Below are 26581 nucleotides of genomic sequence, written 5' to 3'. Positions count from 1 at the left end.
GCGAAGGGCTTGCGATCACCATCCTCGCGACGCGCGAAGGGCTTGCGGTCGCCGTCCTCGCGACGGGCGAAGGGCTTGCGGTCACCATCCTCGCGGCGGGCGAAGGGTTTGCGGTCGCTCCGGTCGCCCCGGTCGCGATCATCTGCACCGCGCGAGCGGAAGGGACGCTCCTTCTCCTCTGCCTCGCCGGTCAGCAAGCCGCCCAGCTGGTCGCGCAGCGTCCGGCGCTTGACCTCGCGAACCTCGTTTTCCTCCAGCCCGGTCAGCTTGAACGGACCGTAGCCGATGCGGATCAGCCGGTTCACCTGCAGACCGACATGGGCCATGGCGCGGCGGATCTCGCGGTTCTTGCCCTCGCGGATGCCGACGGTCAGCCAGGCATTGGCGCCCTGCTGGCTGTCCAGCTTGATTTCCATCGGCGCAAAATCCTCGCCATCAATGGTGACGCCCCGGCGCAGGGACGCGAAGGTCAGGTCGTTGGGCTGGCCATTCACCCGCACCCGGTAACGCCGCAGCCATCCGGTCGAGGGCAGTTCCAGCCGGCGCTTCAGCTCGCCATCATTGGTCAGCAGCAGCAGCCCTTCGGAATTCAAATCCAGCCGCCCGACCGACATCACGCGGGGCAGATCGCGCGGCAGGGCATCGAACACCGTCTGGCGCCCCTTCTCGTCCGATTCAGAGGTCACCAGCCCCAGGGGCTTGTAATACAGCCAAAGCCGGGTTTCCTGCGGGGCTTCAAGCGGCGTGCCATCGACCACGATCTTGTCACTGGGCAGCACATCCAGCGCCGGGCTGTCGATCTTCCTGCCGTTCACGGTGACCCGGCCTTCGACGATCATGCGCTCGGCCTCGCGGCGGCTGGCCACGCCTGCACGCGCCATCACCTTGGCAATACGGTCGGCCTGGGTTTTCGGTTCGGGCGTGGTTTCGGGGGTGTTCTGGGCATCAGTCATGGCATGTCTCCTTTGGCGCATCGCTGCGGCGAATTGGGATTTATAGCGTCGAACGCATCGCAAAGGAAAGCGTTTCATCAGCCTCTTGCCAGACCGCGCCCCCCGCGCGACAAGGCCCCATGACCGCTTTCACCTCGCATATGCCGCGCGCACTGGCCGAGGCCCGCGCCGCCGCCCGGCGGGGCGAGGTCCCGGTGGGGGCCGTACTCACCGACCCGGATGGCCGCATCGTCGCCGCCAGTGGCAACCGCACCCGCGCCGAACACGATCCCACCGCCCATGCCGAGATCGCGGTTATCCGCGCCGCCTGCAAGGCGGCCAGGTCGGATCGGCTGCCCGGCCATCGCCTCTGGGTCACGCTGGAGCCCTGCCCGATGTGCGCTGCCGCCATATCCGCCGCCCGCATCGCCACGCTGTATTACGGCGCCGACGATCCGCGCATGGGCGGCGTCCGCCACGGCGCCCGTGTCTTCGACCATCCCCAATGCCACCACCGCCCCGAGATCCATGACGGCATCGCCGCCGACGAATCCCGGACCCTGCTGCGCGACTTCTTCGCCGCCCGCCGCTGATCCATCTTCAGTCTGGCCCAAATATCCCGGGGTGAGCCGCAAAGCGGCGAGGGGCAGCGCCCCTTTCCCTAGAAAAAGCTCTGCGGATCAATATCCACCGACAGCCGCATATTCATCGGCAGCTTCACCGGCCGCAGCCAATCGCTGATCGCCTGCTGGATCGCCGCCTGACGCGGCGCACGGATCAGCATCCGCATCCGGTGTCGCCCGCGAATGCGGGCAATGGGCGCGGGGGCCGGTCCGAACAGCTCGGCCCCCGCCGCATGGATCGGCCCGGCGCAGGACGCCAGATGGCGGGCAAAATCGGCCAGCATGCCGGGCTCGGGGTGGGACAGGATGATGCCCGCCAGCCGCCCGTAAGGGGGCATCCCGGCCGAACGGCGCATCGCGGCCTCGGCATCCCAGAAGCCTTCATCGTCGCCGGCAAGGATCGCCCGGATCACCGGATGTTCTGGCTGATGGGTCTGCAGAAGCGCCAGCCCCGGCCGCTCGCCCGGCATCCGCCCGGCGCGGCCCGCCACCTGCCGCATCAGTTGGAAACTGCGTTCCGCCGCGCGCAGATCGGCGCCTTGCAGGCCCAGATCGGAATCAATCACCCCTACCAGGGTCAGTTTCGGAAAATTATGCCCCTTGGCGACGATCTGGGTGCCGATGATGATGTCGCTCCCGCCCTCGGCGATCTCGGCGATGGTGTCCTTCAGCGCCCGCGCCGAGCCGAACAGGTCGGAGGACAGCACCGTGGCCTTCGCATCGGGGAAGCGCAGGGCGACCTCCTCGGCCAGGCGCTCGACCCCCGGACCGATGGGGGCCAGCCTGCCTTCGACGCCGCAGGAGGGGCACTCGGTCGGGATCGGTCGCGACTCGCCGCATTGGTGGCAGACGAGGCGGTTCTGGAAGCGGTGCTCGACCATGCGGGCATCGCATTGCTGGCAGGCAATCTGTTCACCGCAGGCCCGGCAGACGGTGACCGGGGCATAGCCACGCCGGTTCAGGAACAGCAGCGACTGCTCGCCGCGCGCCATCCGCGCCTCGACAGCGCTGGCGAGGCTGGGGGAAATCCAACGGCCACCCGGCAGCTCCTGCGTCCGCAGGTCGATCGCCGCCATCTCGGGCAGTTCCGCTTCGCCATAGCGCGACCGCAGGTCGAGCCGGGCATATTTGCCGCTGACCGCGTTCACCCAGCTTTCCAGCGAGGGTGTGGCCGAAGCCAGCACCACCTGCGCCCCCGCCACCGAGCCGCGCAGCACGGCCATGTCACGGGCCGAGTAATAGACCGTATCTTCCTGTTTATACGAGGAATCATGTTCCTCATCGACGACGATCAGACCCAGATCGCGGAACGGCAGGAACAGCGCCGAGCGGGCGCCGACCACCAGCCCGACCTCGCCTTGGCCGGCCATATGCCACAGCCGGCGGCGCTCGGTCCGGCTGATGCCGGAATGCCATTCGCCGGGGCGAGCGCCGAACCGCGCCTCGACCCGGTCGAGAAACTCGGCCGACAGCGCGATTTCGGGCAGCAGCACCAGCGCCTGACGACCGCTGCGCAGACAGGCGGCGACGGCTTCCAGATACACTTCCGTCTTGCCCGATCCGGTGACCCCGCGCAGCAGCGTCGTGCCGTAAGCGCCGGTCGCCATGGCAGCGCGCAGCGCCTCGGCCGCCGCCGCCTGATCGCGCGCCAGCGGCTTGCCGGGCAGGTCGGGGTCGAGCCGCGGATAAGGCGCGTCCTTCGGCGCGCTGACCTCGACCAGCGTGCCTGCGGCAACCAGCCCCTTGACCACGCCGCTGCCTACCCCGGCCAGTTGCGCCAGTTCGGACGGCGCGAAGCTGGCCCCGCCATGTTCGTCGATGATGCGCAACACGGCGGCGCGGGCTTCGGTCATGCGCGCGGGCGCCGGCCCCGCGCGCAGGATGATGCGGCGTTCGGCCGGCGGTTTGTCCAGATCGGGCGCGCGCATGGCCATGCGGATCATCAGCGGCAGGGGGGTCAGCGTATATTCGGCGGCGCGCGTCAGGAACTCCCGCATCTCGGCCGTCAGCGGCGCCGCGTCCACTGCGCGCACGATCGGGCGCAGCTTGGCCAGATCGAACGTCCCGTCGCCCTTCCCCCAGACCACGCCCATCACCCGGCGCGGCCCCAGCGGACAGATCACGATCTTGCCTTCCGCGACGCCGCCCTCGGGGGCCAGATAGTCCAGCAGCCCCACGGGTTCGGTCGTCATCACGCCGATGCGTTGGCCCTGATCGTAGAAACTCACGGTTGCATGCCTGCCCAGAAGCGAAGTCCCGCAGACTTGGCCCGCGGGGCGCGGAAAAACAAGCGCCCCGGCTTTCGGCGCGCCCCTCAATGCGCTATCACTTCGCCAAATGCATCTGAGGAGAGCGCCATGAAATTCTTTCTCGATACCGCCGATGTCGATGCCATTCGCGAGCTGAACGACCTGGGCATGGTCGACGGGGTGACCACCAATCCCTCGCTGATCCTGAAATCGGGCCGCGACATCATCGAAGTCACCCGCGAGATCTGCGACATGGTCGCTGGCCCCGTCTCGGCCGAGGTGGTCGCCGAAAAGGCCGACGACATGATCCGCGAAGGCCGCCTGCTGGGCGATATCGCGCCCAATATCGCCATCAAGGTGCCGCTGACCTGGGACGGGCTGAAGGCCTGCCGCGTCTTCGCCGACGAAGGCCGCATGGTGAACGTGACGCTGTGCTTCTCGCCCGCGCAGGCGATTCTGGCCGCCAAGGCCGGTGCGACCTTCATCAGCCCCTTCATCGGGCGGCTGGACGACATCCATCTGGACGGCATGGATCTGATCGCCGACATCCGCGAGATCTACGACAATTACGGCTATGACACCCAGATCCTCGCCGCCTCGATCCGCTCGGTGAACCACATCATCGAGGCCGGCAAGATCGGCGCCGATGTCATCACCGCGCCGCCTTCGGTCATCAAGTCGATGGCGAACCATCCGCTGACCGACAAGGGTCTGGCGCAGTTCACCGCCGACTGGGCCAAGACCGGCCAGAAGATCGGCGCATGATCAACGAGGCCCTGACCCCCGAATTGCGGCAGGCGCTGCTGGAGGACCCCAGCACGATCCTGATGGACCGCGACCTCATGCGCGCCATCGTCGGCGCCCATGAGGCTGGGGTCGGCGCCAATGTGATCGATATCCGGGGCCGCGCCATGTCGGCCCTGGAAGCCCGGCTGGATCGGCTGGAATCGGCGCATGAACATGTCATCGCCGCCGCTTATGACAATCAGTCCGGCATGAACACCGTCCATCGCGCCGTGCTGTCCTTGCTGGAGCCGGTGGATTTCGACGGTTTTCTGGACAATCTGCAGACCGATCTGGCCGACATCCTGCGCGTCGACACGCTGGTGCTGGTGATGGAAACCGCGACCAAGGAAGGCGAGCCGGAACTGGGCGGCCCGCTGACCATGGCGCCGGCCGGCACCGTCGCGCGCGCCATCGCCGGCGGCCGGCGCGGCCAACCCTCGGGCGAGGTGATCCTGCGCCGTGTGGCCCACGCCACTGCCGGGCTGCATGGCGCGCCCGTCGCTTCCGAAGCACTGATTCCGCTGGACCTCGGCCCAACCCGGATGCCCGCGCTGCTGCTGATGGGCTCGGACGAGCCGGGGCGGTTCAGCGCCGCGCAGGGGACCGATCTGCTGCGCTTCTTCGGTCAGGCCTTCCGGCTGACCCTGCTGCGCTGGCTGGAGGAATGAGCCAGCCGCTCGCGCTCACGCCCGCCATGGCGGATGCGTTGGCGCGATGGCTGGAAGCCGAGGCGGCGGCACGCGACCGCTCCCCCCATACGATCACCGCCTACCGCGATGATTGCATTGCCTTTCTGGCCTTTCTGGGCGGCTATCACGGCGCCGGCGCCACGCCTGCCTCGCTTGGCGCGCTGAAACAGACCGACATGCGCGCCTTCGCCGCTGCCGAGCGCGGGCGCGGCCTGTCCGCCCGGTCGCTGGCACGCCGGCTGTCGGCCATCCGCAGCTTTCTGCGCTGGATGTCCGATCGCGAGGGCTATGACCTGTCCGCCGCCCTCTCCACACGGGGGCCGAAATACCAACGCTCGCTGCCCCGCCCGCTTGGCACCGATCAGGCGCGCGCGCTGCTGGACTACGCGGGCAGTCACCACCCCGAACCCTGGATCGCCGCCCGTGATACCGCCGTGCTCACCCTGCTTTACGGCTGCGGGCTGCGCATCTCGGAAGCGCTGGCGCTGACGGGCCGCGCCTGGCCGATGGGCGAGGCGCTGACCATTCGCGGCAAGGGCGGCCGCGAACGCATGGTCCCGGTGCTGCCCGCCGCACGCGACGCCATCGCCGCTTATCTGCGCCTGACGCCTTATCCGCTGGAAGCGGACGGCCCGCTGTTTCGCGGCGCGCGCGGCGGTCCCTTGCGCGCCGGCGTGGTGGAAGACGCGATGGCGCAGATGCGGCAGTCGCTGGGGCTGCCGCCTACCGCCACGCCCCATGCGTTGCGCCACAGCTTCGCCACCCATCTTCTTGCTGCAGGCGGCGATCTGCGCAGCATTCAGGAATTGCTGGGCCATGCGAGCCTTGCCACCACGCAGGTCTATACCGGCGTCGACGATGCCCACCTGATGGAGGTTTATCGGCGCGCCCATCCCCGCCGCTAGCGGCGCCCTGCCTGGCGGGTTGCCGGCGGCGTTGCAGGCGCAGGTCACAGCGGCTCCAGCCGCGCTAGGTCCGGCGGGTTTGACAAGGCTGCCGATCCGCCGGAATCTGCCTGAAGTTCATCGGGAATCACCGCCGTGTTTCAACCGCCACTTCCTGCCGGCCTCGCCGCGCTATGCCTGACCGTCACACCCGCATCGGCGCAGCCGCTTGAGGTCGCCTCGCAGCGCGAAGGGGTCGAGATCCGCGCGGTGGCCAGTCTGCCCGCCAATCCGACCCCGCCCGCCGATGCCGCAATCTGCGGCACCCTGCCCGCCGGGCCAGAGACGACCGGTGGCAAGGCCGCTGCCGCCGCCGACTGGATCGTCACCGGCGAAATCACGCAGGGCGATCTGACCTTCGTCAGCTTCGCTGCCAAGGCCACCGCCGGCACCAGCGGGTCGTGCCTGCTGGAAGGGGGGAATGTGGGCATTTTCCGCGGACCTGCGCTGCAGGGGCTGGTCTATGCCGCCGCGGGCCGCGCGCGTGCGCCGGGGACGCTGCAGCCGCTGGTGCCCGAGGGCATCCGCATCTGGGACGGCGATTACGGCCCGTCTCCGCTGGCCGATCTGCGCATCATTTCGGACCAGTTGATCCTGCTGCGCCCACCCGCCGATCGTGACCTGTTCTGCGGCGGCGCGATCAGCGTGCCCAGCCTTTATGGCCTGCCGATTCATCAGGCCCGCATCCTGCTGCTGGCCGAGGGGTGGCAGCCCACCCCACCGCCCGAACAAAGCCCGTCGGACTATGTTCAGGAGATGGCCAAGGCACTGCCGGAGGTGCAGGATTGCTCGGGCACCGGCTTTGGCTATTGCAACTATGCCTATGCACGAGAGAGCGGTGCCACCCTTTCCGTCACCAGCGCCGGCTAAGGGACGGAGGGTTCTTCACCCGCCGTGGTCGACTTCACTGCCCAATGCGAATGACGGGTGGAGGCGCGCGGCGGCATGCCGCTAAACGCGGTTCATTCACCTTGCGCGCGCCCTGACGGAATGCGAAAACGCGGGGATGGAAACTCGCCTCAAAGCCCTGTCCGTTCACCTGCTGACCGCCACCGGCGCCGTCTTTTCCATGCTGGCCATGCTGGCGGCCGTCGATGGCCGCTGGTCGCTGATGTTCTTCTGGCTGATCGTCGCGCTTGTCGTCGACGGCGTCGATGGCCCGCTGGCGCGCCGCTACAAGGTCAAGGAAAATTGGCCGCTTTACGACGGCGTGCTGATGGATCTCATCATCGATTTCCTGACCTATGTGTTCATCCCGGCCTTCGCGCTGTTCAAATCGGGACTGCTGCCAGGCTGGACGGGCTGGTTCGCGATCATCGCCATCACCTATGGATCGATCCTGTATTTCTCGGACACCCGCATGAAAACACGGGATAATTCCTTCGCGGGCTTCCCGGCCTGCTGGAATATGGTGGTGCTGGTCCTGTTCGCGTTGAAACCCAATTTCTGGATCATCCTGCTGATCGTCACCGTGCTGACGGTCGCCATGTTCACCAATGTGAAATTCATCCACCCCGTCCGCACCGTACGCTGGCGCGCCATTTCGCTGCCGATGGCGGCGGCATGGGTGTTCTTTGCGATCTGGGCGATTCTGGTCGATTTCCATCCGGCCAGCTGGGCCAATTGGGGACTGGTGATCACCAGCCTGTGGCTGATCTGTGCGGGCGCACTGCAACAGCTGACCGAACGGCGCTAGATCCGCCCTCTGCGGGTCAGCGCGGATTATCCTTGATTGCGCGCAATATCCTCCCATTATGACCGCCAGTCTTGACCGCTGGGGAGAACAATGTTCCACGACTGGAAAGCCGCCATCGCCGCATTCGCCTTGATGGCCTCGCCCGCGCTTGCCGCGCAGGATTCGATCACGCTCGGCATGGTGCTGGAACCGCCGAGCCTGGACCCGACCGGCAATGCCGCCGCCGCCATCGACGAGGTGGTTTATGCCAATATCTTCGAGGGGCTGACGAAATTCGGGCCGGACGGGGCGATCCTGCCAGCGCTCGCCTCCAGCTGGGAGGTGGAAGAGGGCGGCAAGACCTATATCTTCCACCTGCGCGAGGGGGTGAAATTCCACGACGGCGCCGACTTCACCGCCGAGGACGCGGTCTTCTCGCTGGATCGGGCGCGGGCGCCGGATTCGACCAATCCGCAGAAGACCCTGTTCGAGGGGATCGATACCGTCACCGCTGTCGACCCCAAGACCCTGCGGGTGACTCTGAAGGCGCCCGATGGTCTGTTCCCCTTCAAGATGGCCTGGGGCGATGCGGTGATGCTGGACCCGGCCTCGGTCGCGGAGGAGGCGACAAAGCCCATCGGCACCGGCCCATTCAAGTTCACCGAATGGAAGCAGGGGGATTCCATCAGGATGGAGGCCTTCGACGGCTATTGGGGCGAGAAGCCCGCGCTGAAGACCGCAACCTTTCGCTTCATTGGCGACCCCACTGCCGCCTTCGCCGCGATGATGGCCGGCGACGTGGACGCTTTCCCGATCTATCCCGCGCCTGAAACACTTGCCCAGATCGGCGCCGATCCCCGCTTCAAGGTGATCGTCGGCACCACCGAGGGCGAGACGATCCTGGCCATGAACAAGGCCGTGCCCCCCCTTGATAACGTCAAGGTGCGCGAGGCAATTGCCCATGCCATCAACCGGCAGGAACTGATCGACGGCGCCATGTTCGGCTATGGCATCCCCATCGGCACCCATTTCGCGCCGCATCACCCCGATTACGTCGACCTGACCGAGAAATCCGCCTATGACCCGGAAAAGGCCAAGGCGCTTCTGGCCGAGGCCGGCGTCAAGGACCTGAAGCTGCGTCTGGCCCTGCCCCCCACGCCCTATGCGCGGCGCGGCGGCGAGTTGCTGGCCGCGCAACTGCGCGCCGTGGGCATCCAGACCGAGGCGATCAACATGGAATGGGCGCAATGGCTGGAGACGGTCTACAAGGGCAAGGATTACGACCTGACCATCATCAGCCATGTCGAGCCGCTGGATATCGGCATCTACACGCGCGACGATTATTACTTCAACTACAACAACGACGCCCTGAAGGCGGTCATGGCCGAGGTGAACACCACCACCGACGATGTCCGCCGGTCCGAGCTGCTGAAGCAGGCGCAGACCATCATCGCCGATGATTACGCCAATGCCTATCTGTTCCAGCTGGCCAAGACCGGCGTCGCCAATGCCAAGATCGAAGGGCTGTGGGAAAACGCCCCCACCCCGGCGAACGACCTGTCGAAGGTGCATTGGACCGAGTGATCGGCCTTCCCGAGAATCCCGAAGGGCGTCGCGTTGCGGCGCCCTTTTCCGTTCATGCTAAGCGGTTTCACAAGGCGGGATCGTATTCAGGAACCGCTGACGAGCGCGGCGCGGCGAAAATCCTTCTCCCGCCTGATCGGCCGGAACAGCTGGGCTAGCTGGTTCAGGGGCAGCACCGGCACCTGCTGCTCGCACCAGCTTACCGTTACCGCCCGCGCAAGCGCGAGGTGTATCCAACCGTCGCCATCCCGGATCCGAAAGTTTCCAAGCAATTCCACCGGGACGCGCCCAAGGTCCGGTCTCAAGATGTAATCCGAACGCAACGGCCCAGAACCGCCATCCGCATAATTCTGCCAGCCATGCCGCGCGGCGATGTGCGCGGCCGCAGAGCCGGAAAGAACGATGTCGATATCCGCAGGCGCAGTGTCATCAACACCATGCACCGCCATCGCCGCCCCACCAATCAGCATCCAAGGGAACCCCTCGCAGCGCAATAGCCGGACGATTTGCTCAAGGGCGGCGACGAACTCGGCGTGTGGGGTAAGGTTTTCGTTGCAACCTTCGCCCACAGGTCAGTTCTTCAGCACGATGCAGTTGACCCCCACCGTCCGCGCGCGCTGGCAGAACTTGTTCGCCTCGCCGCGTGAATTCCAGCCGACCTGCGCGGTATAGACCCGCCGCGCGCCCTGCCGCAGGCTGCGGCGCACATAGGTGACGTTCTTGCCGCCCAGCAGCGGGCGCAGCGCCCGGTTCAGCCGCGTCACCTGCCCTTGCGCGCCGCCCTTGGTCGGGTGCGAGGCCAGGATCACACCCCAGGGCAGCACGGGATCGCGCGGTTCGGTACTGAAATCGCGCAGCTTGCGGTTGCCGGCCATCTCAACACAGGCTTCCAAAAACGGCTTGTCGCCGTCCAGCCGCAGGTCGACCTCCTCGGGCTTGGGCGGATCCTCGCGCCATTTCCAGGCGTTAAAGCCGGTGATCGCCTGAACGTAATCCTGCGTCTCGTAGGGCAGCGTCCCGCCCGAGCGCATGAACCCATCGGCGCGCCCCTCGCCACCGTTATAGGCGACCGCAGCAATCCCGATAGAGCCGTAGAAGCGCGACAGCCGCGACAGGTACGCCGCCGAAACCTGAATCGCCTCGGCCGGGTTGAAAGGGTCGTGCAGGCCGACGATGCGGGCGGTGCCGGGCATGAACTGGGCGATGCCTTCCGCGCCCATGGGCGAGATGGCGCCCGGTTCGAACAGACTTTCCTTCCACAGAAGCCGGGCGAAGAAGCCCTTGTCCAGCCCCTCGCGCGAGGCGGCGCGTTCAATGGCGCGGCAGACATCGGACACATAGGTGGCGACGCTGATGCAATGCAGCCCATCGGCGGTGCAGCGGCGGTCCTTGACCTCGGACGCAGGCGGCAGCCCATAGATGGCATCGACCGCCGGGCGCGCCTGGCCCGTGCCCACGGTCAGCAGAACTGCCGCAATTGCTGTGAACAGACGGCGCATGACCCGAACCCGCGCTAGCATCAACCTCTGCCCGATTAGCAAATCGGCGCGGCTAGTGAAACCGCGCCGACGCAGAATTTCGACGATCGCGCGCCGCCCGGTCAGGTCAGGTCGGCGGCCGCCTTGCGCGCCTGACGCACCGTTTTGCGGGCCTTGCGATCCGCTTTGCGGGCCTTCTCCTCGGCCTTTTTCGAGGCTTTGCGGGATTTCTTGTTGCCCAGCTTCTCGGCCTGACGCGCGGCCTTGTCGGCCTTGAGCCGTGCCTTGTCCGCCTTGGCCGCCCGGCGCGCCGCCTTTTCGGTCAGATCCTTCACCAGCGCCGTCGATGTCGAAGCCGCATCCTCGGGGACGGCCGCGGGTTCGGGCGCAAGCGCGGCCTTGGGCGCAGGCTTTGGCTTCGGCGCGGGGTTTGCCTTGAGCGCGGGTTTTGCGGCCGTGGTGTCGATATCGGGCGTTTCAGCCGCAGCCGGGGCGGCCTTCGGCTTGGCCACCTTGCGTGCCCCGCTTCCGCGCCGATCGGTCGGCTGCGCGGCAGCCTTGGCGCGGGCCCCCCGCGCGGCGGCATTACTGCGCGTCGCGGGTTTGCGGGCAACAGTGGCTTTTTTCGCCGCCGCAGGCATCGCGGGGGGCGCGGTTTCAGCCGGGACCGTGGCGTCCTCGGACTTCGTCTCGGATGCGGGGGGTGCCGCTTCTGCCGTCCGCGGGGCTGAGGTCCCAGGCTGCGCGCCGGCGGCCTTGCGACGCTTCTGTTCAAGGGTGGCGCGGCGCAGGGCCGCCGTCAGGTATTTTTCCTTCTGAACCGTCCCCGCATTGCCGCTGGCGGGTTGCGCGCCGGCGGGATCGGCCTTGCCGCGTGCCTCGCGCGCCTGCCGGTTGCCACGGCCTCGCGCCTTGTCGCGCGCGGCCCGCAATCGCACGATCAGCATCGCCAGCGCGTCATCGCTGAGCGCGGCCAGTCGCGGCTGGCGGGATTGGGTGGCGAGATCCAGTTCCTCATCGGAAAGGGCGCGGCGTTCTTCGACGGAAAAATTCGGCATGACTGTCCTCGGCAGCTGACATGGGGGGTAATAACCGACCTGTGCCGTTAAGGAAAGTTCCGTATGCATCCCCATTGCGCATGAAAAAGCCCCGGCCCAACCGGACCGGGACTGTTTTCTTGCGTCGCAGTCTGGACGATCAGCCCTGAACAGCGCTTTCCACAGGGCTGACACCGGGGGCCGAAACCGGGGTCACAGCCGGGGTCGGGTTGACCGGCAGCGCGTAGCCTTCGGGCGATTCCGCTACCGGGCCCTCATATTGCACGCTTTCCGACTGGGTGCGGACATGGACCTTGGTGCCGTTCGGAACCCGTTCGAACATGTCCATGATATCCTGGTTGAACATGCGGATACAGCCGGCCGAGGTCGCCTTGCCGATCGACGACGGATCGAGCGTACCGTGAATGCGGTAATAGGTGTCGCGACCGCCCTGATAGAGATACAGCGCGCGCGAACCCAGCGGGTTGTCCGGGCCGCCCTTCATGCCGCCCTTCAGCGAACCGTAGAGCTCAGGCTGGGTGTTGACCATGTTCTGCGTCGGCGTCCAGCTGGGCCAGCGGGCCTTGCGGGCGATGGTGCCCGTGCCGGCAAAGTTCTTGCCGGCGGCGCCGACCGCCACGCCGTAACGCTCGGCCATGCCGCCCGCCTGGACGTAATAGAGCAGGCGCGCATAGGGGTCGACCACGATGGTGCCCGGCGCGTCCGGCCCGTTATAGGGCACGTTGGTGCGCATGGTGCGCTCGTTCAGATAGGCGGTTTTGACGGCCTTGATGTCGATCGGCTCACCATTCGGGCCGGAATCGACACGCGCCTCGTAATAGGTGGGCACGGTTTTGACGGGGGCCGTGACGACCGGCTCGCTGGGGGCGCAGGCCGCAAGCCCGAGAACCACCGCAAGCGCGACGGGGAGAATGCGCATTCTGACTTCCTTCCATGGCGCCCCGGGGCAGACCGGCGGCGCATAACAACCAGAGGGGCGGGGACCAGACCGCCCGACAGACTATTGGGCTATCGCCCTGACACGCGGGGGAAAGCAAGCGTTCCGCCGCGAAGTTCCCATAGTTTTGAACGAAATGCGACCATCACGCTGCACCCGTGACGGATTTGCCGCAGTTAGCTCTGCCGCGCGGCCTTTCGCTGCAGCGCAGCAGGCAGCAACGGCCCGAGATAGCGACCGGTATGGCTTTCCGCCACCTGGGCCACATCCTCGGGCGTGCCCTCGGCCACGATCCGGCCACCGCCATCGCCGCCCTCCGGGCCAATGTCGATGATCCAGTCGGCGGTCTTGATCACATCGAGATTATGCTCAATCACCACCACGGTGTTGCCCTGATCGACCAGGTGGTGCAGCACCTCCAGCAGCTTGCGCACATCCTCGAAATGCAGGCCGGTCGTCGGCTCGTCCAGGATATACAGCGTCTTGCCGGTCGCGGCCCGCGCCAGCTCCTTGGCCAGCTTGACCCGCTGCGCCTCGCCGCCCGACAGCGTCGTCGCCTGCTGGCCGACCTTCACATAGCCGAGGCCAACCTGCATCAGCGCGTCCATCTTGCGCCGGATCGAGGGCACCGCCTTGAAGAACTCCTGCGCCTCCTCGATGGTCATGTCCAGCACATCGGCGATGGACTTGCCCTTGAAGTGGACCTCCAGCGTCTCGCGGTTGTAGCGCTTGCCCTTGCAGGTCTCGCATTGGACGTAAACGTCGGGCAGGAAATGCATCTCGATCTTGATCAGCCCGTCGCCCTGACAGGCCTCGCAGCGGCCGCCCTTGACGTTGAAGCTGAAGCGGCCGGGCTTATAGCCGCGGGCCTTGGATTCCGGCAGGTTGGCGAACCAGTCGCGGATGTGGTCGTAGGCGCCGGTATAGGTCGCCGGATTGGACCGCGGGGTCCGCCCGATTGGCCGCTGGTCGATGTCGATCACCTTGTCGAGGTTTTCCAGCCCCTTGATTGTCTGGCAGGGCGCTGGCGTCTGGCGCGCGCCGTTGAGCCGCATGGAGGCGGTCTTGAACAACGTTTCGATGGTCAGCGTCGACTTTCCGCCGCCGGACACCCCGGTCACGCAGACAAACCGCCCCAGCGGAAATTCCGCCGTCACGTCCTGCAGGTTGTTGCCCGTCGCGCCCACCACGGTCACCGACTTGCCGGTGCCCTTGCGCCGTTCCGCAGGCACCGCGATCTTGCGCACGCCCGAGAGATATTGCCCGGTCAGGCTGGCCGGGTTGGCGGCGATTTCGGCGGGCGTGCCCTTGGCAACCACGGTGCCGCCATGCACCCCCGCCCCCGGCCCCATGTCAAAGACGTAATCGGCGTGGCGGATCGCATCCTCGTCATGTTCGACCACCAGCACCGAATTGCCCTGATCGCGCAGACCCTTCAGCGTCAGCAGCAGCCGGTCATTGTCGCGCTGATGCAGCCCGATCGAAGGTTCGTCCAGCACATAGAGGACACCGGTCAGCCCCGAGCCGATCTGGCTTGCCAGCCGGATCCGCTGGCTTTCGCCGCCCGAGAGCGTCCCCGCGGCGCGCGACATGGTCAGATAATCCAGACCCACATTGACCAGAAAGCCCAGCCTTTCTCGGATTTCCTTCAGGATGGCGACGGCGATTTCATTCCTCTGCTTGGACAGATGCGCGGGCGCGTCGGTGACCCAGTCCAACGCCTCGCGGATGGATTTTTCCACCACCTGCCCGATATGTGTGCCGGCGATCTTGACCGACAGCGCCTCGGGCCGCAGGCGATAGCCGTTACAGGCGCCGCAAGGGCGGTTGTTCTGATAGCGCTCCATCTCCTCGCGCACCCAGTTCGAATCGCTTTCGCGCAGGCGGCGCTGCATGTTCGGAATGACGCCTTCGAACTGGCGCGTGACCTCATAGACGCGGCCGGCATCGTCGAAGCGGAACTTGATCTCATCCTTGCCGGAGCCATAGAGGAACAGCTTCTTCACCGCCTCCGGCAGGTCGCGCCACGGGGTCTTCTTGTCGAAGCCGTAATGTTTGGCCAGGGCGTTGATGGTCTGGGTCAGATAGGCCGATTTCGACTTGGCCCAAGGGGCGATGGCGCCCCCCGCGACCGACAGCGCCTGATCGGGCACGACCAGGTTTTCGTCGAAGAACAGCTCCATCCCCAGCCCGTCGCAGACCGGACAGGCACCCATCGGGGCGTTGAACGAAAACAGCCGCGGCTCGATCTCGGGCAGGGTGAAGCCCGAGACGGGGCAGGCGAATTTCTCGCTGAATGTGATGCGTTCGGACTCGCCCTCGGCCGGTGCGGTTTCCAGAACCGCGATGCCATCGGCCAGATCCAGCGCCGTGCGCAGCGAATCGGCCAGACGCGTCTCCATCCCCGGCGCAGTCACTAGACGGTCAACCACCACGTCGATGTCATGGCGGAATTTCTTGTCGAGTTCCGGCGGGTTGTCCAGCTCGTGGAATTCGCCATCGACCTTGACGCGCTGAAAGCCCTGCTTGCGCAGTTCCAGGAACTCTTTCTTGTACTCGCCCTTCCGGTCGCGGACGATGGGCGCCAGCAGATAGCCGCGCGTGCCTTCGGGCATCGCCATGATCCGATCAACCATGTCCTGCACCTGCTGCGCCTCGATCGGCAGGCCGGTCGCGGGGCTGTAGGGCGTTCCGACGCGGGCAAACAGCAGGCGCAGATAGTCGTAGATCTCGGTGACAGTCCCGACCGTCGAACGGGGGTTTTTCGACGTCGTCTTCTGTTCGATGCTGATAGCTGGCGACAACCCGCTGATGTGATCCACATCGGGCTTGCCCGCCATGTCGAGGAACTGCCGCGCATAGGCCGACAGGCTTTCGACGTAGCGCCGCTGGCCTTCAGCATAGATCGTGTCGAAGGCGAGGCTGGATTTCCCGGAGCCGGACAGGCCGGTGATGACCACAAGCTGATCGCGCGGGATGTCCATATCCACGCCCTTCAGATTGTGCTCACGCGCCCCGCGCACTTCGATGAACTTCTGTTCCATTGATCTGCCCCTACGACGCAAGCGCATCAGATAGTGAGTGTTAACGGAAAAGCAACAGAAGACTTCGAACGAAGCAAGAACAAACTTGGCTTTTGCGGTGGATTGATTTTGCGATATGTTTTCCGAAGCATATCGCTTCGAGGACATGGCCATGAACCGCATCGCACTTACCATCGCCTGCGCGGCGATCCTTCCCGGCTCGGCTTTCGCCCAGGCCATGCTGAGCGGGCCGGACGGGTTGTCCGTCTCCCTCACACCCGAAAGTCTGGGCGCCCTGCCCTCGCAGGAGATTGAGGTCAGCTATCTCAGCAGCAAGGGCGAGCAGAGCGCGCGTTACAAAGGGGTGCTGCTGTGGGATCTGATCGCGCGGGAAACGGAGTTGGACGACGATGTCAAAAGCGCGCTGCGCCGCATCGTCCTGGTTAAGGCCAGCGACGATCATCAGGTCGCCTTCTCCATCGGGGAAATTGCGCCGGATTTCGGCGATACGCCGATCCTCCTCGCTTATGAGGTCGATGGCGCACCGGTGCCGGGCGGTTTGCAGATGGTGGCGCCGGGCGACAAGCGGGGCGCGCGCTATATCAAGGAGATCGTGGCGCTCGAACTTCGTTGACCGCCGGGCGCGACCGGCGCAGCATCCGCCCGAAGCAAGGAGGTGGAAAGCACATGGCTGTTCAACATTATACCGGCAGCTGCCAATGTGGCGCGATCGCGTTCGAGGTCGATGCCGATCTCGATCAGGTCAATGCGTGCAACTGCTCGCGCTGCCGCCGGCTGGGCTGGGTGCTGGCCTTCGTGCCGGAAACGGCGGTGACCATGGTCGAGGACGGTCCGACCACCGAATACCTGTTCAACAAGCGGCAGATTTCGCACCGTTTCTGCCCGACCTGCGGGATCGAGGCCTATGCGACAGGCGCGCAGAACGGCCAGAAAATCTACGCGATCAACGTCAACTGCCTGGACGGTGTGGATGCCCGCAGCCTGTCGCCGAAGATGAACGACGGCGCGGCTTACTGAGAAAGGCGCTCTGCCCCTCGCCGCTGTCGCGGCTCATCCCGCTGTATTGGGCACCGAAGACCACGGGGAAATTCGTGGTGAAAGGGCCGGGAGAATAAAAAACGCCCCGGCAGGACCGGGGCGCTTTCAAGCCTGACCGGGCGATCAGATGTGAATCGCGCGCCCGTAAGCTGCCAAGACCGATTCATGCATCATCTCAGACAGGGTCGGATGCGCGAAGACGGTTTCCATCAGCTCGGCCTCGGTCGTCTCCAGCGTCTTGCCGATCACATAGCCCTGAATCAGCTCCGTCACCTCGGCGCCGATCATGTGCGCGCCCAGAAGCTCGCCGGTCTTGGCGTCGAAGACGGTCTTGATCAGGCCTTCGGGTTCGCCAAGCGCGATCGCCTTGCCATTGCCGATGAAGGGGAAGCGGCCAACCTTGACCTCGTAGCCAGCTTCTTTCGCCTTCGCTTCGGTCAGCCCGACCGAGGCGACCTGCGGGTTGCAATAGGTGCAGCCGGGGATCGAGTTCGGCTTGATCGGGTGCGGATGCTGGCCGGCGATCAGTTCGGCCACCATCACGCCCTCATGGCTGGCCTTGTGCGCCAACCAGGGCGCGCCCGCCACATCGCCGATGGCATAAAGCCCCTCGACCCCGGTGCGGCAGAACTCGTCGGTGACGACATGGGTGCGGTCCACCTTCACGCCCAGCTTTTCAAGGCCCAGATCCTCGACATTGCCGACGATGCCCACGGCCGAGATCACCGTGTCGAACTCCATCTTCTCGGTCTTGCCGCCGGTCTCGATCTCGGCGATGACCTTGTCGGCTTTGCGGTCGAGCGACTTCACCGTCGCCTTTTCCATGATCTTCATGCCCTGCTTTTCGAACTGCTTCTTGGCGAGGGCGCTGATCTCGGCATCCTCGACCGGCAAGACACGGTCCATCACCTCGACAACCGTGGTATCGGCGCCGAGCGTGTTGAAGAAGCTGGCAAATTCGATGCCGATCGCGCCCGAGCCGATGACCAGCAGCTTCTTCGGCATATGCGGCGGCTTCAGCGCGTGTTTGTAGTTCCAGACCCGCTTGCCGTCGGCTTCCAGCCCCGGCAGGTTGCGGGCGCGGGCGCCGGTGGCGAGGATGATCGACTTCGCGGTCAGCTCCTCGGTGCCCTTGTCGGTCTTGACGCTGACCTTGCCGGGCGCGGTGATGACGGCATCACCCATGATGACGGTGACCTTGTTCTTCTTCAGCAGATGGCCCACACCGCCCGAAAGCTGCTTGGCGACGCCGCGCGAGCGGTCGACGACCGCATCGAGGTCATAACCGGCCTTCTCGACGGTCAGACCGAAATCCTTGGCCCGGTGCATCAGGTGAAACACCTCGGCCGAGCGCAGCAGCGCCTTTGTCGGGATACAGCCCCAGTTCAGGCAGATGCCGCCCAGATGCTCGCGTTCGACGCAGGCAACCTTCAGGCCAAGCTGGGCCGCGCGGATCGCAGCGACATAGCCCCCCGGCCCGGCACCCACCACAATCACATCGAAATTCTGCGCCATGTGAAGCTCCTCGGAAAATATAGTTCAGCGTTAAACCATTTACCCAGCGTCAGCAAGCGACACCCGCCCGCTCACCAGTGCACCATAGCCGCCGGCGTCCAGAAAGGCGCGTTCCTGCGGTGTCGTCTCGCGCCCCAGCGGATCGTTGCGCCAGGGAAAGCGACCGAAGCGGCGGATGACCTCGCGGTGCAGATGGGCGTGGCGCAGATTGTCACCGGGCATTCGATCCTCGAACAGGGTGACGGCGCGGTTCTGATCGCCCATCTCCTCGGAATGCATGAAAGGCAGATAGAAGAACTGCCGCGCCGGTTCGGGCGTCGCGATGTCGAAGCCGGCGGCGATGGCTTGATCGGCGATACGCCGGGCCAGCTTGTCGGTGGCGAAGCTGCGGGCATTGCCGCGGAACATGTTGCGCGGGAACTGGTCGGTCAGGATCAGCATCGCCAAGGCGCCCTCGGCGCTGCTCGTCCAATCGGTCGCCAGCGAATCGGCTTGTTCCCATGTGGCGCCGAACCGGTCGCGGATGGTCCGGTCCAGATCGGGATCGCTTTTGTACCAGCGTTTTTCGCCGACCTCGTCCAGCCAGAACGCGTTAATCTGCTGCGGAGTCATCGCCTGCCCTCCCATGGTCCCCTTTATCGTTGCCGCAGCGGCGCCGGGGGCGCAAGCCGGTATCGGCGCCTAGCGGGGCGCGTCCTGACCGGCCCCATCCGAAGCCTCGCCCCGCGCGGGCTCGTAATCGGCGGGGGCGAGGTCGCCCTGCGCCGCCTCGGCTGGGGTATCGTCCTGCGCGGCCTCCAGCGCGACCTCGACCGCGACGGGCGAGGCGGCGGGCGCGATGACGGCGAAATTACCGGTCTCGTCCGCGGGGCGAGCCTCGCGCCGGGTCATCCGCCAGGCGGTATAGCTCGCCAGCGCCGCCATCAGCGTGCCGATGAAGATCCAATAGCCGTTCGGCCCCATCATCGCCATCATCCGCCCGACGATCAGCGGGCCGCCAATCGCCCCCAGCCCGTTCAGGAACAGCAGCCCGGCCGAGGCCGCCGCCATGTCATCGGCGTCCAGATAGTCGTTGGTATGGGCCAGCAGCAGCGCATAGACCGGGTTGGCGACGCCACCGGCGATGGCGGCGACCGCGATCAGGCCCCAGATGCCGGGCTGAAAGACCAGTTGCAGCACCACCACCGCCACGCCCAGCAACAACAGCTGCAGGATCAGCAGGCGGCGGTCCATGCGGTCGGACAGCCAGCCGATGGGGAATTGCGCGATCAGCCCGCCCAGATAGACCGCCGCGACGATGGCCGAGATGTCGCGCACGCTCATCTGCAGGATGGTGCCCCAGACCGAGGTCATGCCCAACAGCGCCGAAAACACCCCGCCCATGATGAAGATGCCGATACAGCCGAGCGGCGAGACCTGATACAGGCGCCGGATGCTCATCCGTTTCAACGCCCCGAAGGCGGGGGCGGGTGTCGCCGCCAGCAGGATCGGCGTGAAGGCCAGCGATACCAGCACCGACGGCAGGATGAACAGCATGAACCCGCTGGGATCGCCGAAATTGACCAGCACCTGCGCCGTGACCAGCCCGGCCATCTGCACGATCATATAGGCCGACATGGCCTGCCCGCGATTCTCGTTGCTGCTCGATGCGTTCAGCCAGCTTTCGGCGGTGATATACACCCCCGAGAAGGAGAACCCGATCAGCACCCGCAGCAGCGTCCAGGCGATCCAGTTCGGCACGGCGGCATAGAGGATCAGCACCGCCGAGATCAGCGAGCCGAGCGCCGCGAAGACCCGCACATGGCCGACGCGCTGGATCATTCCCGGCGCGATCCGACTGCCCAGCAGGAAACCCGCGAAATAGCCCGCCATGACCACCGCCATGCGGTCGGTCGAGATCTGCTCGATCCCGCCCCGGATGCCCAGCAGCGTCCCCTGCATACCGTTGCCGACCAGCAGCAGCAGGATGCCCAGAAGAAGCGGCCAGGAATTGCGCAGAACGGTAATCATGCCGGACCTTTACGGGATCAGAAGCGAGGCGTCGCCATAGGAGAAGAACCGGTAACCGGTATCGACAGCGTGTCGGTAGATGTTGCGGATGCGCTGCTGCCCCATCAGCGCCGAGACCAGCATCAGCAGGGTCGATTTCGGCAGGTGGAAATTGGTCATCAGCGCGTCGGTCACCCGGAAACGGTAGCCGGGATAGATGAAGATGTCGGTCGCGGCGGCAAAGGGCTGGACGCGCCCGTCGTCGTCCGCCGCCGATTCGATCAGCCGCAGCGCGGTGGTGCCGACCGGGATCACCCTTCCGCCCGCCGCCTTCGTCTCGTTGATGCGGGCAGCGGCCTCGGGCGTGACCTCGCCCCATTCGGCATGCATGCGGTGGGTGGTCACGTCCTCGACCTTGACCGGCAGGAAGGTGCCGGCGCCGACATGCAGGGTGACATGGACGAAGCGCACGCCCCGGTCGCGGAGCTGCGCCAGCAGCGCATCATCGAAATGCAGGCTGGCTGTGGGGGCGGCGACCGCGCCGGAGTTCTTTGCCCATACGGTCTGATAATCCGCGCGGTCGGCCTCGTCGGGGGCGCGCAGGGCGGCGATATATGGAGGCAGCGGCATGGCGCCGACCTGCTCCAGCGCCGCATCCAGTGCCGTCCCTTCGGCGTCGAATTGCAGAACCAACTCGGTTTCCGACATCTCGGCGACGGTGGCCGCGAGGAGGTCGCCGAAGCGGATCACCTCGCCCGGCTTCAGCTTGCGCAAGGGCTTCGCCAGCGCCCGCCAGCCATGGGCCAGCGGTTCCAGCAGGGTGATTTCGACCTTGGCGGTGACCTCGCCCTGCGGGGTCTGGCGCGCGCGCGTCCCCGACAGCCGCGCCGGGATCACCTTGGTGTCGTTCAGCACCAGCAGATCGCCCGGCCCCAACAGCTCGGTCAGGTCGCGGACATGGCGGTCGGCAATGGTATCGCCATCGGCCACCAGCAACCGCGCGCTGCTGCGCGGACGGGCGGGCCGGGTAGCGATCAGCCCCTCGGGCAGGTGAAAGTCGAAATCGGAAAGCTGCATAGATGGCTTGTCTTCCCGCCGCATCGGCAGGTCAAGCCCCGCCTCGCCATGCCGCCATTCACATCGGTCAGCGGTTGGCACAAAGACGCCGGAAGGCCGAGAGATCGCCGGCGGTTCCCGACGGCTGACGGCCGACAGGACCGGTAGACACGAACTGGTGCGCCATGCCGTGCGCAACCGTCAAACAGTCGATCGAAATGCCGCAACCTATCGGGATGCCACAGCCAGTCGCGATGCCGCAGCCCCCCTGCGGGGCCTGCGGGAACGTCAGGCTGAGGGCGCAAGGCGAGATACGGAGTGCTATTGCGGCTGCATTCGGCGCAAGGGAGTCGCGGAGGCGTCGACCCGATAAAAGGGGTCCCGGCCGCCTTGCCAGAACCCCTTTCATCCCGTGCGCACCCCAGTATCACCGCGCCCGAAACCGAATGGATCTGGCCTTCTGGCCGTGCTGATGACTTAGCCCAAAGCAGTGATTCGACGCAAAGCCCGAACACCGGGCAATTTAGTCAAACCCGATACGTGCCAGCCGCAGGGCACCGTCGAGCGGCGAACCCAAAGGCGCGCGTTGCGGCCACCGCCCCACCAAAAGCCCGGCATAAAGCGGACCAAGACCGCCGGTGAAGGTGACCGGCAGGGATGCGTCGGGCTGCAGAACGGCGATGGATTGGGCGACCACCCGCGCAGCATCATCCAGCAATTCCTGCGCCGCGGGATCGTTGCCATGGGACTGGATGTGGCGCGCCTCGGCAGCGAAATCGGCACCCGAGGCGCTGCGCGCAAAAGCCACGATCCGGTTCCGGCCGCCATGACGGGTGATGGTGGCGCGGGTCAGCGGAGACTCGGTCGCCAGGCCGTCCGAAGCCCGCAGCACATGCGCCAGAAAGCGGCGCCCCAGCCAGTTGCCGGATCCTTCATCGCCCAGAACAGGTCCCCAGCCGCCAACGGTCACCACCTCGCCCCGCGACTGGCGGATGAAGACCGACCCGGTGCCCATCGCGGCCACGATCCCGTCATCGGCCCCCAGCGCCCCTGCGGCGGCGGTCTGGGCATCCTGCACGACCCGGACGCGGCCAAAGGGCAGCAGCGGCGGCAGCCACACGGCCGCGTTCGAGGTATTGGCCCCAGCCAGCCCCAGCACCGCCGTGACCTGCGCCGCATCATGGCCGCCGAGGGCGGCGCCCGCGCAGGCCCGCAGCGCCGCCACAGCGCCTTCGGGATCGGACATGACATTCGCGGGGCCGCCCTCGCCCCGGCCCAGAACCGTACCGTCTGCATCGGTCAGCACCGCGCGGCAGCCGGTCCCGCCGCCGTCGAGGCCGAGAAACAGCCTCAACCCAGATCCGGGTAGAATTTACCGCCGGGCGACAGGGTAAAGATCTCGGCCCCGGTCGCGGTCACGCCGATCGAATGCTCGAACTGCGCCGACAGCGACTTGTCACGGGTCACCGCCGTCCAGTCATCCGCCAGCGTCTTCGTCTCGGGCCGGCCAAGGTTGATCATCGGCTCGATGGTGAAGAACATCCCCTCCTCCAGCACTGGCCCTTTGCCGGGGCGGCCGAAATGCAGCACGTTCGGCGGCGCATGGAAGACGCGGCCCAGACCGTGGCCGCAGAAATCGCGCACCACCGACATCCGCTGGCCCTCGGCATATTCCTGGATCGCCCAACCGATATCGCCCAGGGTGGCACCGGGGCGCACGGCCTCGATCCCCTTCATCAGCGCATCATGGGTGACCTGAATCAGCCGCTTTGCCTTCACCGAGGGCGTTCCCGCCACATACATGCGCGAACTGTCGCCATACCAGCCATCGACGATCACGGTGACGTCGATATTCAGGATATCGCCGTCCTTCAGAATCTTGTCGCCGGGAATGCCGTGACAGACGACATGGTTCACACTGATGCAGCTGGCATGCTGATAGCCCCGATAGCCGATGGTGGCCGAGGTCGCGCCGGCCTCCTCGACCCGGTTTCGGATGAAATCGTCGATCGCCCCGGTGGTCGTGCCCGGCTGAACCAGCGCGCCGACCTCGTCCAGGATCTGTGCCGCCAGCGCCCCGGCCCTGTGCATGCCCGCGAAATCACCGGGCTGGTGGATGCGGATGCCTTCCCGCGTCAAAGAACCGTCATTCATGGCGTAACCTTTCGTTGCCCGAGACATAACCATGCCGGCCCGCTTGTTCCAGCCCCGCTTGTTCCGGCCCGGACGCCCGCGTAAGCTGCGCCCGCGAACGGAGGTGCCCATGCAATCGGATAACAAGACTGCCGCGATCCTCGTCATCGGCGACGAAATCCTGTCGGGCCGGACCCGCGAAGGCAATGCCCATCACCTGTCGGGCGTCCTGTCGGCGGTCGGGATCGATCTGAAGGAAATCCGTGTCGTGGCAGACGAACAGGACCTGATCGTCGAGGCGATCCGCGCCTTGGACAGCACCCTGGGCGGACGCTATGACCTGCTGTTCACCTCGGGCGGGATCGGTCCCACCCATGACGACGTGACCGCCGATGCCGTGGCCCAGGCCTTCGGCGTGGGCATCGGGATGAACGAGGACGCGCTTGCCGACATGCGCGCCCGCTGGGAGGCGCGCGGCGTTACCCCCACCGAAAACGCGCTGCGCATGGCCCGCATTCCGCTCGGGGCCGAGCTGATCCGAAACAAGGTCAGTGCCGCGCCCGGTTTCCACATCGGCAACACCTATGTCATGGCCGGGGTGCCCGAGGTGTTCCGGGCCATGGTCGAGGCCATTCTGCCCGACCTGCCGACGGGTCGTCCGCCGATCAGCGAATCGGTGGATGTCCATCGGGGCGAGTCGCTGGTGGCCGACGACCTGAAAGCCGTGGCCGAGGCCTATTCCGACCTCTCGCTCGGCTCCTATCCCTGGCATCGCGATGGTGTCTATGGCACGGCGCTGGTGGTGCGCGGGCTGGATCCGGCACGCGTCAGCGCCGCCATGTCCGACCTGAAACGGCGAATCGGCGTATGAACCTGCCGCTGGCCACGCTGGAGGCCGCCTTCGCGGCCAGTTGGCCGCCCGCCCGTCACGCCATGGCCGGGGCCATCCGCATCGGCCATACGCCGGGCGGCGGGGACCGGGTCAATTCCGCCAGCCTCAACGGCCCCGACTGGACCGAGGCCGATATCGACCGCGCCATTGAGATCCAGTCCGACTGGGGCCAGACGCCACTGTTCCGCCTTTCCGATGAGGACCCGCTCGGGCCTTGGCTGCTGGCCCGCAGCTGGCAGGCGCGCAAGCCGACGCGGCTGATGACGGCGCCCGTTTCGCGGCTGACCGAGACGCCGGTCCCCCGCGTCACCGCCTTCGCGATCTGGCCGCCGCTGGCGATTCAGCGCGACCTGTGGCGCGAACAGGGCATCGACGCGGCGCGGCAGGCGGTGATGGACCGGGTGGCGCTGCCGAAAGCCGCCATCCTCGGCCGTGTCGACGACCGCGCCGCCGGCGTGGCTTTCGTTGCCGCCGATGGCCCGGCAGCCGTGCTGCACGCGCTGGAGGTGGTGCCCGCGCAGCGCCGAAAGGGCCTGGCGGGCTGGATGGTCCGTGAGGCCGCATTCTGGGCGCGCGATCACGGCGCCCGGACCATGCTGCTGGCGGTCACGGCCAGCAACGCCCCCGCCCTGGCGCTGTACCACGGCCTGGGCTTCACCGGGATCGGCGGCTACAGTTATTACGGCCGCTGATTTTACGGCCGCTCAGCGTCGATAAAACCGGGGTTACCCGGTGACGATCCGGCGAAATTCGCGTTTCAGCAATTCCAGCTCGGCCCGGATCAGGTCGATTTCCGCCCGCAGATCAAGGTCCAGCGGCGCCCCCGCCACCAGAGACAGCGCTGCCAGTCGCTCGGCCCCCGGCATCGGCTGATCGCCCTCGCCGTCGTCGGCCAGCAGGGTCAGGCTCTGGACGCCGTCTGACAGGCATTCTGGAGGAATGGCGACCTCGATGCGCCAACTGCCCGGCTGAACGGGCCGGACCCGCGCCTCGGCCACGAGCAGGCCTAGATGGGTCAGCAGAACACGCTTCGGCGCGGTCGGGCGCAGCAGGGTGCCGGTCCAGTTTCCCGCCTTCAGGCCCTGCGATTCGAAATCGGACATGCCAGCCCCCTAGACTTGCGCGCGCGGATGGCGCGACAGGATCATTTCGCGGATGGTGACGGCGTTCATCTGCGGCTTCTCGAAGATCACATCCAGCCAGATCTTCCCCAGCCGCTTCTCGTTCATCTCGGTCAGGGCAAGATCGAATTCGGTCACGTTCTGGCAGGCACGACCAGGGACCACGCCACCCAGATGGCGCAGCAATTCCTCGGTATTCGGGCCGTTGCCGATATTCAGGCGGAAATAGATCTCCTGCGCACGCTCGACCTCGACCACGGATTCCAGCCGGATGATATGGTTGCGCGTCAGGCCCTGCAGCGCCGCCTGCGGCAGGTCGATGGACATGGACAGGAAGTCGCCCGCAAAGCCCATCACCTCGACCCGCAACCCATGCGTGGCCAGGTCGGTCGCGCGCGCGTTCTGCACCTGCCGCAGGATCAGCGCGCGATGCGGACAATCATGCCAGATGGTAACGCGATCGCCCATGCGGGTCGCGTTTTCCGGCGCCGCCAGACCGGAGGGCCGCCCCGGCGCCGACAGGAATTCCGGCCGCCAGCGCCAATCGGTGCCCCCCGGCAGCGCAATATCGTTGAGCCCGGCACGCGAGGTCGCCAAACGGTGGTCCGATTGCAGCAGAAAGCGGTCGAGACTTTGGCGCAGGGCCGCCGCCTCGTCGCGCAGATAGCGCAGCCGGCCGCTGCGCAGCCCGGCGCCGCCCTCGCTCAGCCGGGCCCATTGGGCTTCGGCGCGCTGTCGAAGGACACGGTCGATCCAACGTTTGGGGCGGAAGGCCATTTTCAGCCGAGCTTCCAGGGAAATTTCGTTCCCTTTCGGCATAATCAAGCCGGAACGCTGG

At 66.3% G+C, this 26581-nt stretch carries 26 protein-coding genes; 11 read left to right on the top strand and 15 right to left on the bottom strand.

What is annotated here, in order from left to right:
- Positions 1-953, bottom strand: a 953-nt coding sequence (locus H1S04_RS17655) for a pseudouridine synthase (RefSeq protein WP_255435689.1), incomplete at its 3' end; no start/stop codon positions are given.
- 119 nt (positions 954-1072) lie between these two features.
- Here H1S04_RS17655 and H1S04_RS17650 point away from each other — a divergent pair.
- Entirely contained in the window at positions 1073-1525 is a 453-nt protein-coding gene (locus tag H1S04_RS17650; protein WP_181746807.1) for a nucleoside deaminase, read from the top strand.
- Positions 1526-1593: 68 nt separating this feature from the next.
- Here H1S04_RS17650 and H1S04_RS17645 read toward each other — a convergent pair whose 3' ends face one another.
- Positions 1594-3747, bottom strand: a complete 2154-nt coding sequence (locus H1S04_RS17645) for a primosomal protein N' (RefSeq protein WP_220185294.1) — start codon at positions 3745-3747, stop codon at positions 1594-1596.
- A 165-nt stretch (positions 3748-3912) separates the two neighbouring features.
- On the opposite strand from H1S04_RS17645, the gene fsa reads away from it, so the two are divergent.
- The 6 genes from fsa to H1S04_RS17615 all read left to right on the top strand — a co-directional run bounded on the left by fsa (position 3913) and on the right by H1S04_RS17615 (position 9482).
- Complete coding sequence (fsa, locus tag H1S04_RS17640; protein WP_181746806.1) at positions 3913-4569, top strand: fructose-6-phosphate aldolase; 657 nt, start codon at positions 3913-3915, stop codon at positions 4567-4569.
- Complete coding sequence (locus H1S04_RS17635; protein WP_181746805.1) at positions 4566-5258, top strand: DUF484 family protein; 693 nt, start codon at positions 4566-4568, stop codon at positions 5256-5258. Before fsa ends, H1S04_RS17635 begins: the two co-directional genes overlap by 4 nt.
- On the top strand, positions 5255-6184 hold the full coding sequence (locus H1S04_RS17630; RefSeq protein ID WP_181746804.1) for a tyrosine recombinase XerC: 930 nt from the start codon (positions 5255-5257) through the stop codon (positions 6182-6184). The genes H1S04_RS17635 and H1S04_RS17630 overlap by 4 nt, the downstream gene beginning before the upstream one ends.
- Before the next feature lie 135 nt (positions 6185-6319).
- Positions 6320-7093: a hypothetical protein gene (locus H1S04_RS17625; RefSeq protein WP_181746803.1), complete on the top strand. Its 774-nt coding sequence runs from the start codon at positions 6320-6322 to the stop codon at positions 7091-7093.
- Between the two features lie 136 nt (positions 7094-7229).
- Entirely contained in the window at positions 7230-7919 is a 690-nt protein-coding gene (locus H1S04_RS17620; protein WP_181746802.1) for a phosphatidylcholine/phosphatidylserine synthase, read from the top strand.
- 90 nt (positions 7920-8009) lie between these two features.
- The gene (locus H1S04_RS17615) at positions 8010-9482 is read left to right on the top strand and encodes an ABC transporter substrate-binding protein (RefSeq protein WP_181746801.1); all 1473 of its coding nucleotides are present in this window, start codon (positions 8010-8012) and stop codon (positions 9480-9482) included.
- Between the two features lie 86 nt (positions 9483-9568).
- Here the strand turns inward: H1S04_RS17615 and H1S04_RS17610 are convergent, their stop codons facing one another.
- The 5 genes from H1S04_RS17610 to uvrA form a co-directional block, all read right to left on the bottom strand.
- Positions 9569-10051: a hypothetical protein gene (locus H1S04_RS17610; RefSeq protein ID WP_181746800.1), complete on the bottom strand. Its 483-nt coding sequence runs from the start codon at positions 10049-10051 to the stop codon at positions 9569-9571.
- Between the two features lie 3 nt (positions 10052-10054).
- Complete coding sequence (locus tag H1S04_RS17605) at positions 10055-10981, bottom strand: lytic transglycosylase domain-containing protein (RefSeq protein ID WP_181746799.1); 927 nt, start codon at positions 10979-10981, stop codon at positions 10055-10057.
- Positions 10982-11082: 101 nt separating this feature from the next.
- A complete protein-coding gene (locus H1S04_RS17600; RefSeq protein WP_181746798.1) occupies positions 11083-12018 on the bottom strand; it encodes a hypothetical protein in 936 nt (311 codons plus the stop codon).
- Between the two features lie 139 nt (positions 12019-12157).
- Positions 12158-12937: a L,D-transpeptidase gene (locus tag H1S04_RS17595; protein WP_181746797.1), complete on the bottom strand. Its 780-nt coding sequence runs from the start codon at positions 12935-12937 to the stop codon at positions 12158-12160.
- Positions 12938-13131: 194 nt separating this feature from the next.
- The gene (gene uvrA, locus H1S04_RS17590) at positions 13132-15999 is read right to left on the bottom strand and encodes an excinuclease ABC subunit UvrA (RefSeq protein WP_181746796.1); all 2868 of its coding nucleotides are present in this window, start codon (positions 15997-15999) and stop codon (positions 13132-13134) included.
- Positions 16000-16144: 145 nt separating this feature from the next.
- Here uvrA and H1S04_RS17585 point away from each other — a divergent pair, with 145 nt between their 5' ends.
- Together H1S04_RS17585 and H1S04_RS17580 are read left to right on the top strand one after the other, a co-directional pair.
- Complete coding sequence (locus H1S04_RS17585) at positions 16145-16612, top strand: hypothetical protein (RefSeq protein WP_181746795.1); 468 nt, start codon at positions 16145-16147, stop codon at positions 16610-16612.
- A gap of 53 nt (positions 16613-16665) precedes the next feature.
- The gene (locus H1S04_RS17580; RefSeq protein WP_181746794.1) at positions 16666-17016 is read left to right on the top strand and encodes a GFA family protein; all 351 of its coding nucleotides are present in this window, start codon (positions 16666-16668) and stop codon (positions 17014-17016) included.
- 144 nt (positions 17017-17160) lie between these two features.
- Here H1S04_RS17580 and lpdA read toward each other — a convergent pair whose 3' ends face one another.
- The 6 genes from lpdA to map form a co-directional block, all read right to left on the bottom strand.
- Positions 17161-18552 (bottom strand): dihydrolipoyl dehydrogenase, encoded by a 1392-nt coding sequence (gene lpdA, locus H1S04_RS17575; protein ID WP_181746793.1) that lies wholly within the window; start codon positions 18550-18552, stop codon positions 17161-17163.
- A gap of 39 nt (positions 18553-18591) precedes the next feature.
- Positions 18592-19164: a DUF924 family protein gene (locus tag H1S04_RS17570; protein WP_255435688.1), complete on the bottom strand. Its 573-nt coding sequence runs from the start codon at positions 19162-19164 to the stop codon at positions 18592-18594.
- Positions 19165-19233: 69 nt separating this feature from the next.
- Positions 19234-20562: an MFS transporter gene (locus H1S04_RS17565; protein WP_181746791.1), complete on the bottom strand. Its 1329-nt coding sequence runs from the start codon at positions 20560-20562 to the stop codon at positions 19234-19236.
- 9 nt (positions 20563-20571) lie between these two features.
- A complete protein-coding gene (queA, locus tag H1S04_RS17560) occupies positions 20572-21618 on the bottom strand; it encodes a tRNA preQ1(34) S-adenosylmethionine ribosyltransferase-isomerase QueA (protein WP_181746790.1) in 1047 nt (348 codons plus the stop codon).
- A 502-nt stretch (positions 21619-22120) separates the two neighbouring features.
- Positions 22121-22951 carry a BadF/BadG/BcrA/BcrD ATPase family protein gene (locus tag H1S04_RS17555; protein ID WP_181746789.1) on the bottom strand — a complete coding sequence of 277 codons (831 nt, stop codon included), beginning with the start codon at positions 22949-22951 and terminating at the stop codon, positions 22121-22123.
- Positions 22948-23751 carry a type I methionyl aminopeptidase gene (gene map, locus H1S04_RS17550; protein WP_181746788.1) on the bottom strand — a complete coding sequence of 268 codons (804 nt, stop codon included), beginning with the start codon at positions 23749-23751 and terminating at the stop codon, positions 22948-22950. The genes H1S04_RS17555 and map overlap by 4 nt, the downstream gene beginning before the upstream one ends.
- Before the next feature lie 109 nt (positions 23752-23860).
- On the opposite strand from map, the gene H1S04_RS17545 reads away from it, so the two are divergent.
- Together H1S04_RS17545 and H1S04_RS17540 are read left to right on the top strand one after the other, a co-directional pair.
- Positions 23861-24601, top strand: coding sequence for a molybdopterin-binding protein (locus tag H1S04_RS17545; protein ID WP_181746787.1), 741 nt, complete (start codon positions 23861-23863; stop codon positions 24599-24601).
- Positions 24598-25314: an N-acetyltransferase gene (locus tag H1S04_RS17540; RefSeq protein ID WP_181746786.1), complete on the top strand. Its 717-nt coding sequence runs from the start codon at positions 24598-24600 to the stop codon at positions 25312-25314. Before H1S04_RS17545 ends, H1S04_RS17540 begins: the two co-directional genes overlap by 4 nt.
- Before the next feature lie 33 nt (positions 25315-25347).
- Here H1S04_RS17540 and H1S04_RS17535 read toward each other — a convergent pair whose 3' ends face one another.
- Entirely contained in the window at positions 25348-25725 is a 378-nt protein-coding gene (locus H1S04_RS17535) for a hypothetical protein (RefSeq protein WP_181746785.1), read from the bottom strand.
- Between the two features lie 9 nt (positions 25726-25734).
- Positions 25735-26520: a DUF6478 family protein gene (locus H1S04_RS17530; protein WP_181746784.1), complete on the bottom strand. Its 786-nt coding sequence runs from the start codon at positions 26518-26520 to the stop codon at positions 25735-25737.
- Positions 26521-26581: the final 61 nt, after the last annotated feature.

It is taken from the genome of Paracoccus sp. S1E-3 (assembly GCF_013868135.1).
In the GTDB taxonomy this organism is placed as follows: Bacteria; Pseudomonadota; Alphaproteobacteria; order Rhodobacterales; family Rhodobacteraceae; genus Paracoccus.
The sequence above is the reverse complement of the archived record's forward strand: the minus strand, read 5'-3'. Positions and strand labels throughout refer to the sequence as shown.

Excerpts from the sequence above, each read along its gene's own strand:
- H1S04_RS17650 (WP_181746807.1), top strand. The coding sequence starts at position 1,073 with ATGACCGCTTTCACCTCGCATATGCCGCGCGCACTGGCCGAGGCCCGC.
- H1S04_RS17645 (WP_220185294.1), bottom strand. The coding sequence starts at position 3,747 with ATGACGACCGAACCCGTGGGGCTGCTGGACTATCTGGCCCCCGAGGGC.
- fsa (WP_181746806.1), top strand. The coding sequence starts at position 3,913 with ATGAAATTCTTTCTCGATACCGCCGATGTCGATGCCATTCGCGAGCTG.
- H1S04_RS17635 (WP_181746805.1), top strand. The coding sequence starts at position 4,566 with ATGATCAACGAGGCCCTGACCCCCGAATTGCGGCAGGCGCTGCTGGAG.
- H1S04_RS17630 (WP_181746804.1), top strand. The coding sequence starts at position 5,255 with ATGAGCCAGCCGCTCGCGCTCACGCCCGCCATGGCGGATGCGTTGGCG.
- H1S04_RS17620 (WP_181746802.1), top strand. The coding sequence starts at position 7,230 with ATGGAAACTCGCCTCAAAGCCCTGTCCGTTCACCTGCTGACCGCCACC.
- H1S04_RS17615 (WP_181746801.1), top strand. The coding sequence starts at position 8,010 with ATGTTCCACGACTGGAAAGCCGCCATCGCCGCATTCGCCTTGATGGCC.
- H1S04_RS17605 (WP_181746799.1), bottom strand. The coding sequence starts at position 10,981 with ATGCGCCGTCTGTTCACAGCAATTGCGGCAGTTCTGCTGACCGTGGGC.
- H1S04_RS17600 (WP_181746798.1), bottom strand. The coding sequence starts at position 12,018 with ATGCCGAATTTTTCCGTCGAAGAACGCCGCGCCCTTTCCGATGAGGAA.
- H1S04_RS17595 (WP_181746797.1), bottom strand. The coding sequence starts at position 12,937 with ATGCGCATTCTCCCCGTCGCGCTTGCGGTGGTTCTCGGGCTTGCGGCC.
- uvrA (WP_181746796.1), bottom strand. The coding sequence starts at position 15,999 with ATGGAACAGAAGTTCATCGAAGTGCGCGGGGCGCGTGAGCACAATCTG.
- H1S04_RS17585 (WP_181746795.1), top strand. The coding sequence starts at position 16,145 with ATGGCCATGAACCGCATCGCACTTACCATCGCCTGCGCGGCGATCCTT.
- H1S04_RS17580 (WP_181746794.1), top strand. The coding sequence starts at position 16,666 with ATGGCTGTTCAACATTATACCGGCAGCTGCCAATGTGGCGCGATCGCG.
- lpdA (WP_181746793.1), bottom strand. The coding sequence starts at position 18,552 with ATGGCGCAGAATTTCGATGTGATTGTGGTGGGTGCCGGGCCGGGGGGC.
- H1S04_RS17570 (WP_255435688.1), bottom strand. The coding sequence starts at position 19,164 with ATGACTCCGCAGCAGATTAACGCGTTCTGGCTGGACGAGGTCGGCGAA.
- H1S04_RS17565 (WP_181746791.1), bottom strand. The coding sequence starts at position 20,562 with ATGATTACCGTTCTGCGCAATTCCTGGCCGCTTCTTCTGGGCATCCTG.
- queA (WP_181746790.1), bottom strand. The coding sequence starts at position 21,618 with ATGCAGCTTTCCGATTTCGACTTTCACCTGCCCGAGGGGCTGATCGCT.
- map (WP_181746788.1), bottom strand. The coding sequence starts at position 23,751 with ATGAATGACGGTTCTTTGACGCGGGAAGGCATCCGCATCCACCAGCCC.
- H1S04_RS17545 (WP_181746787.1), top strand. The coding sequence starts at position 23,861 with ATGCAATCGGATAACAAGACTGCCGCGATCCTCGTCATCGGCGACGAA.
- H1S04_RS17540 (WP_181746786.1), top strand. The coding sequence starts at position 24,598 with ATGAACCTGCCGCTGGCCACGCTGGAGGCCGCCTTCGCGGCCAGTTGG.
- H1S04_RS17535 (WP_181746785.1), bottom strand. The coding sequence starts at position 25,725 with ATGTCCGATTTCGAATCGCAGGGCCTGAAGGCGGGAAACTGGACCGGC.
- H1S04_RS17530 (WP_181746784.1), bottom strand. The coding sequence starts at position 26,520 with ATGGCCTTCCGCCCCAAACGTTGGATCGACCGTGTCCTTCGACAGCGC.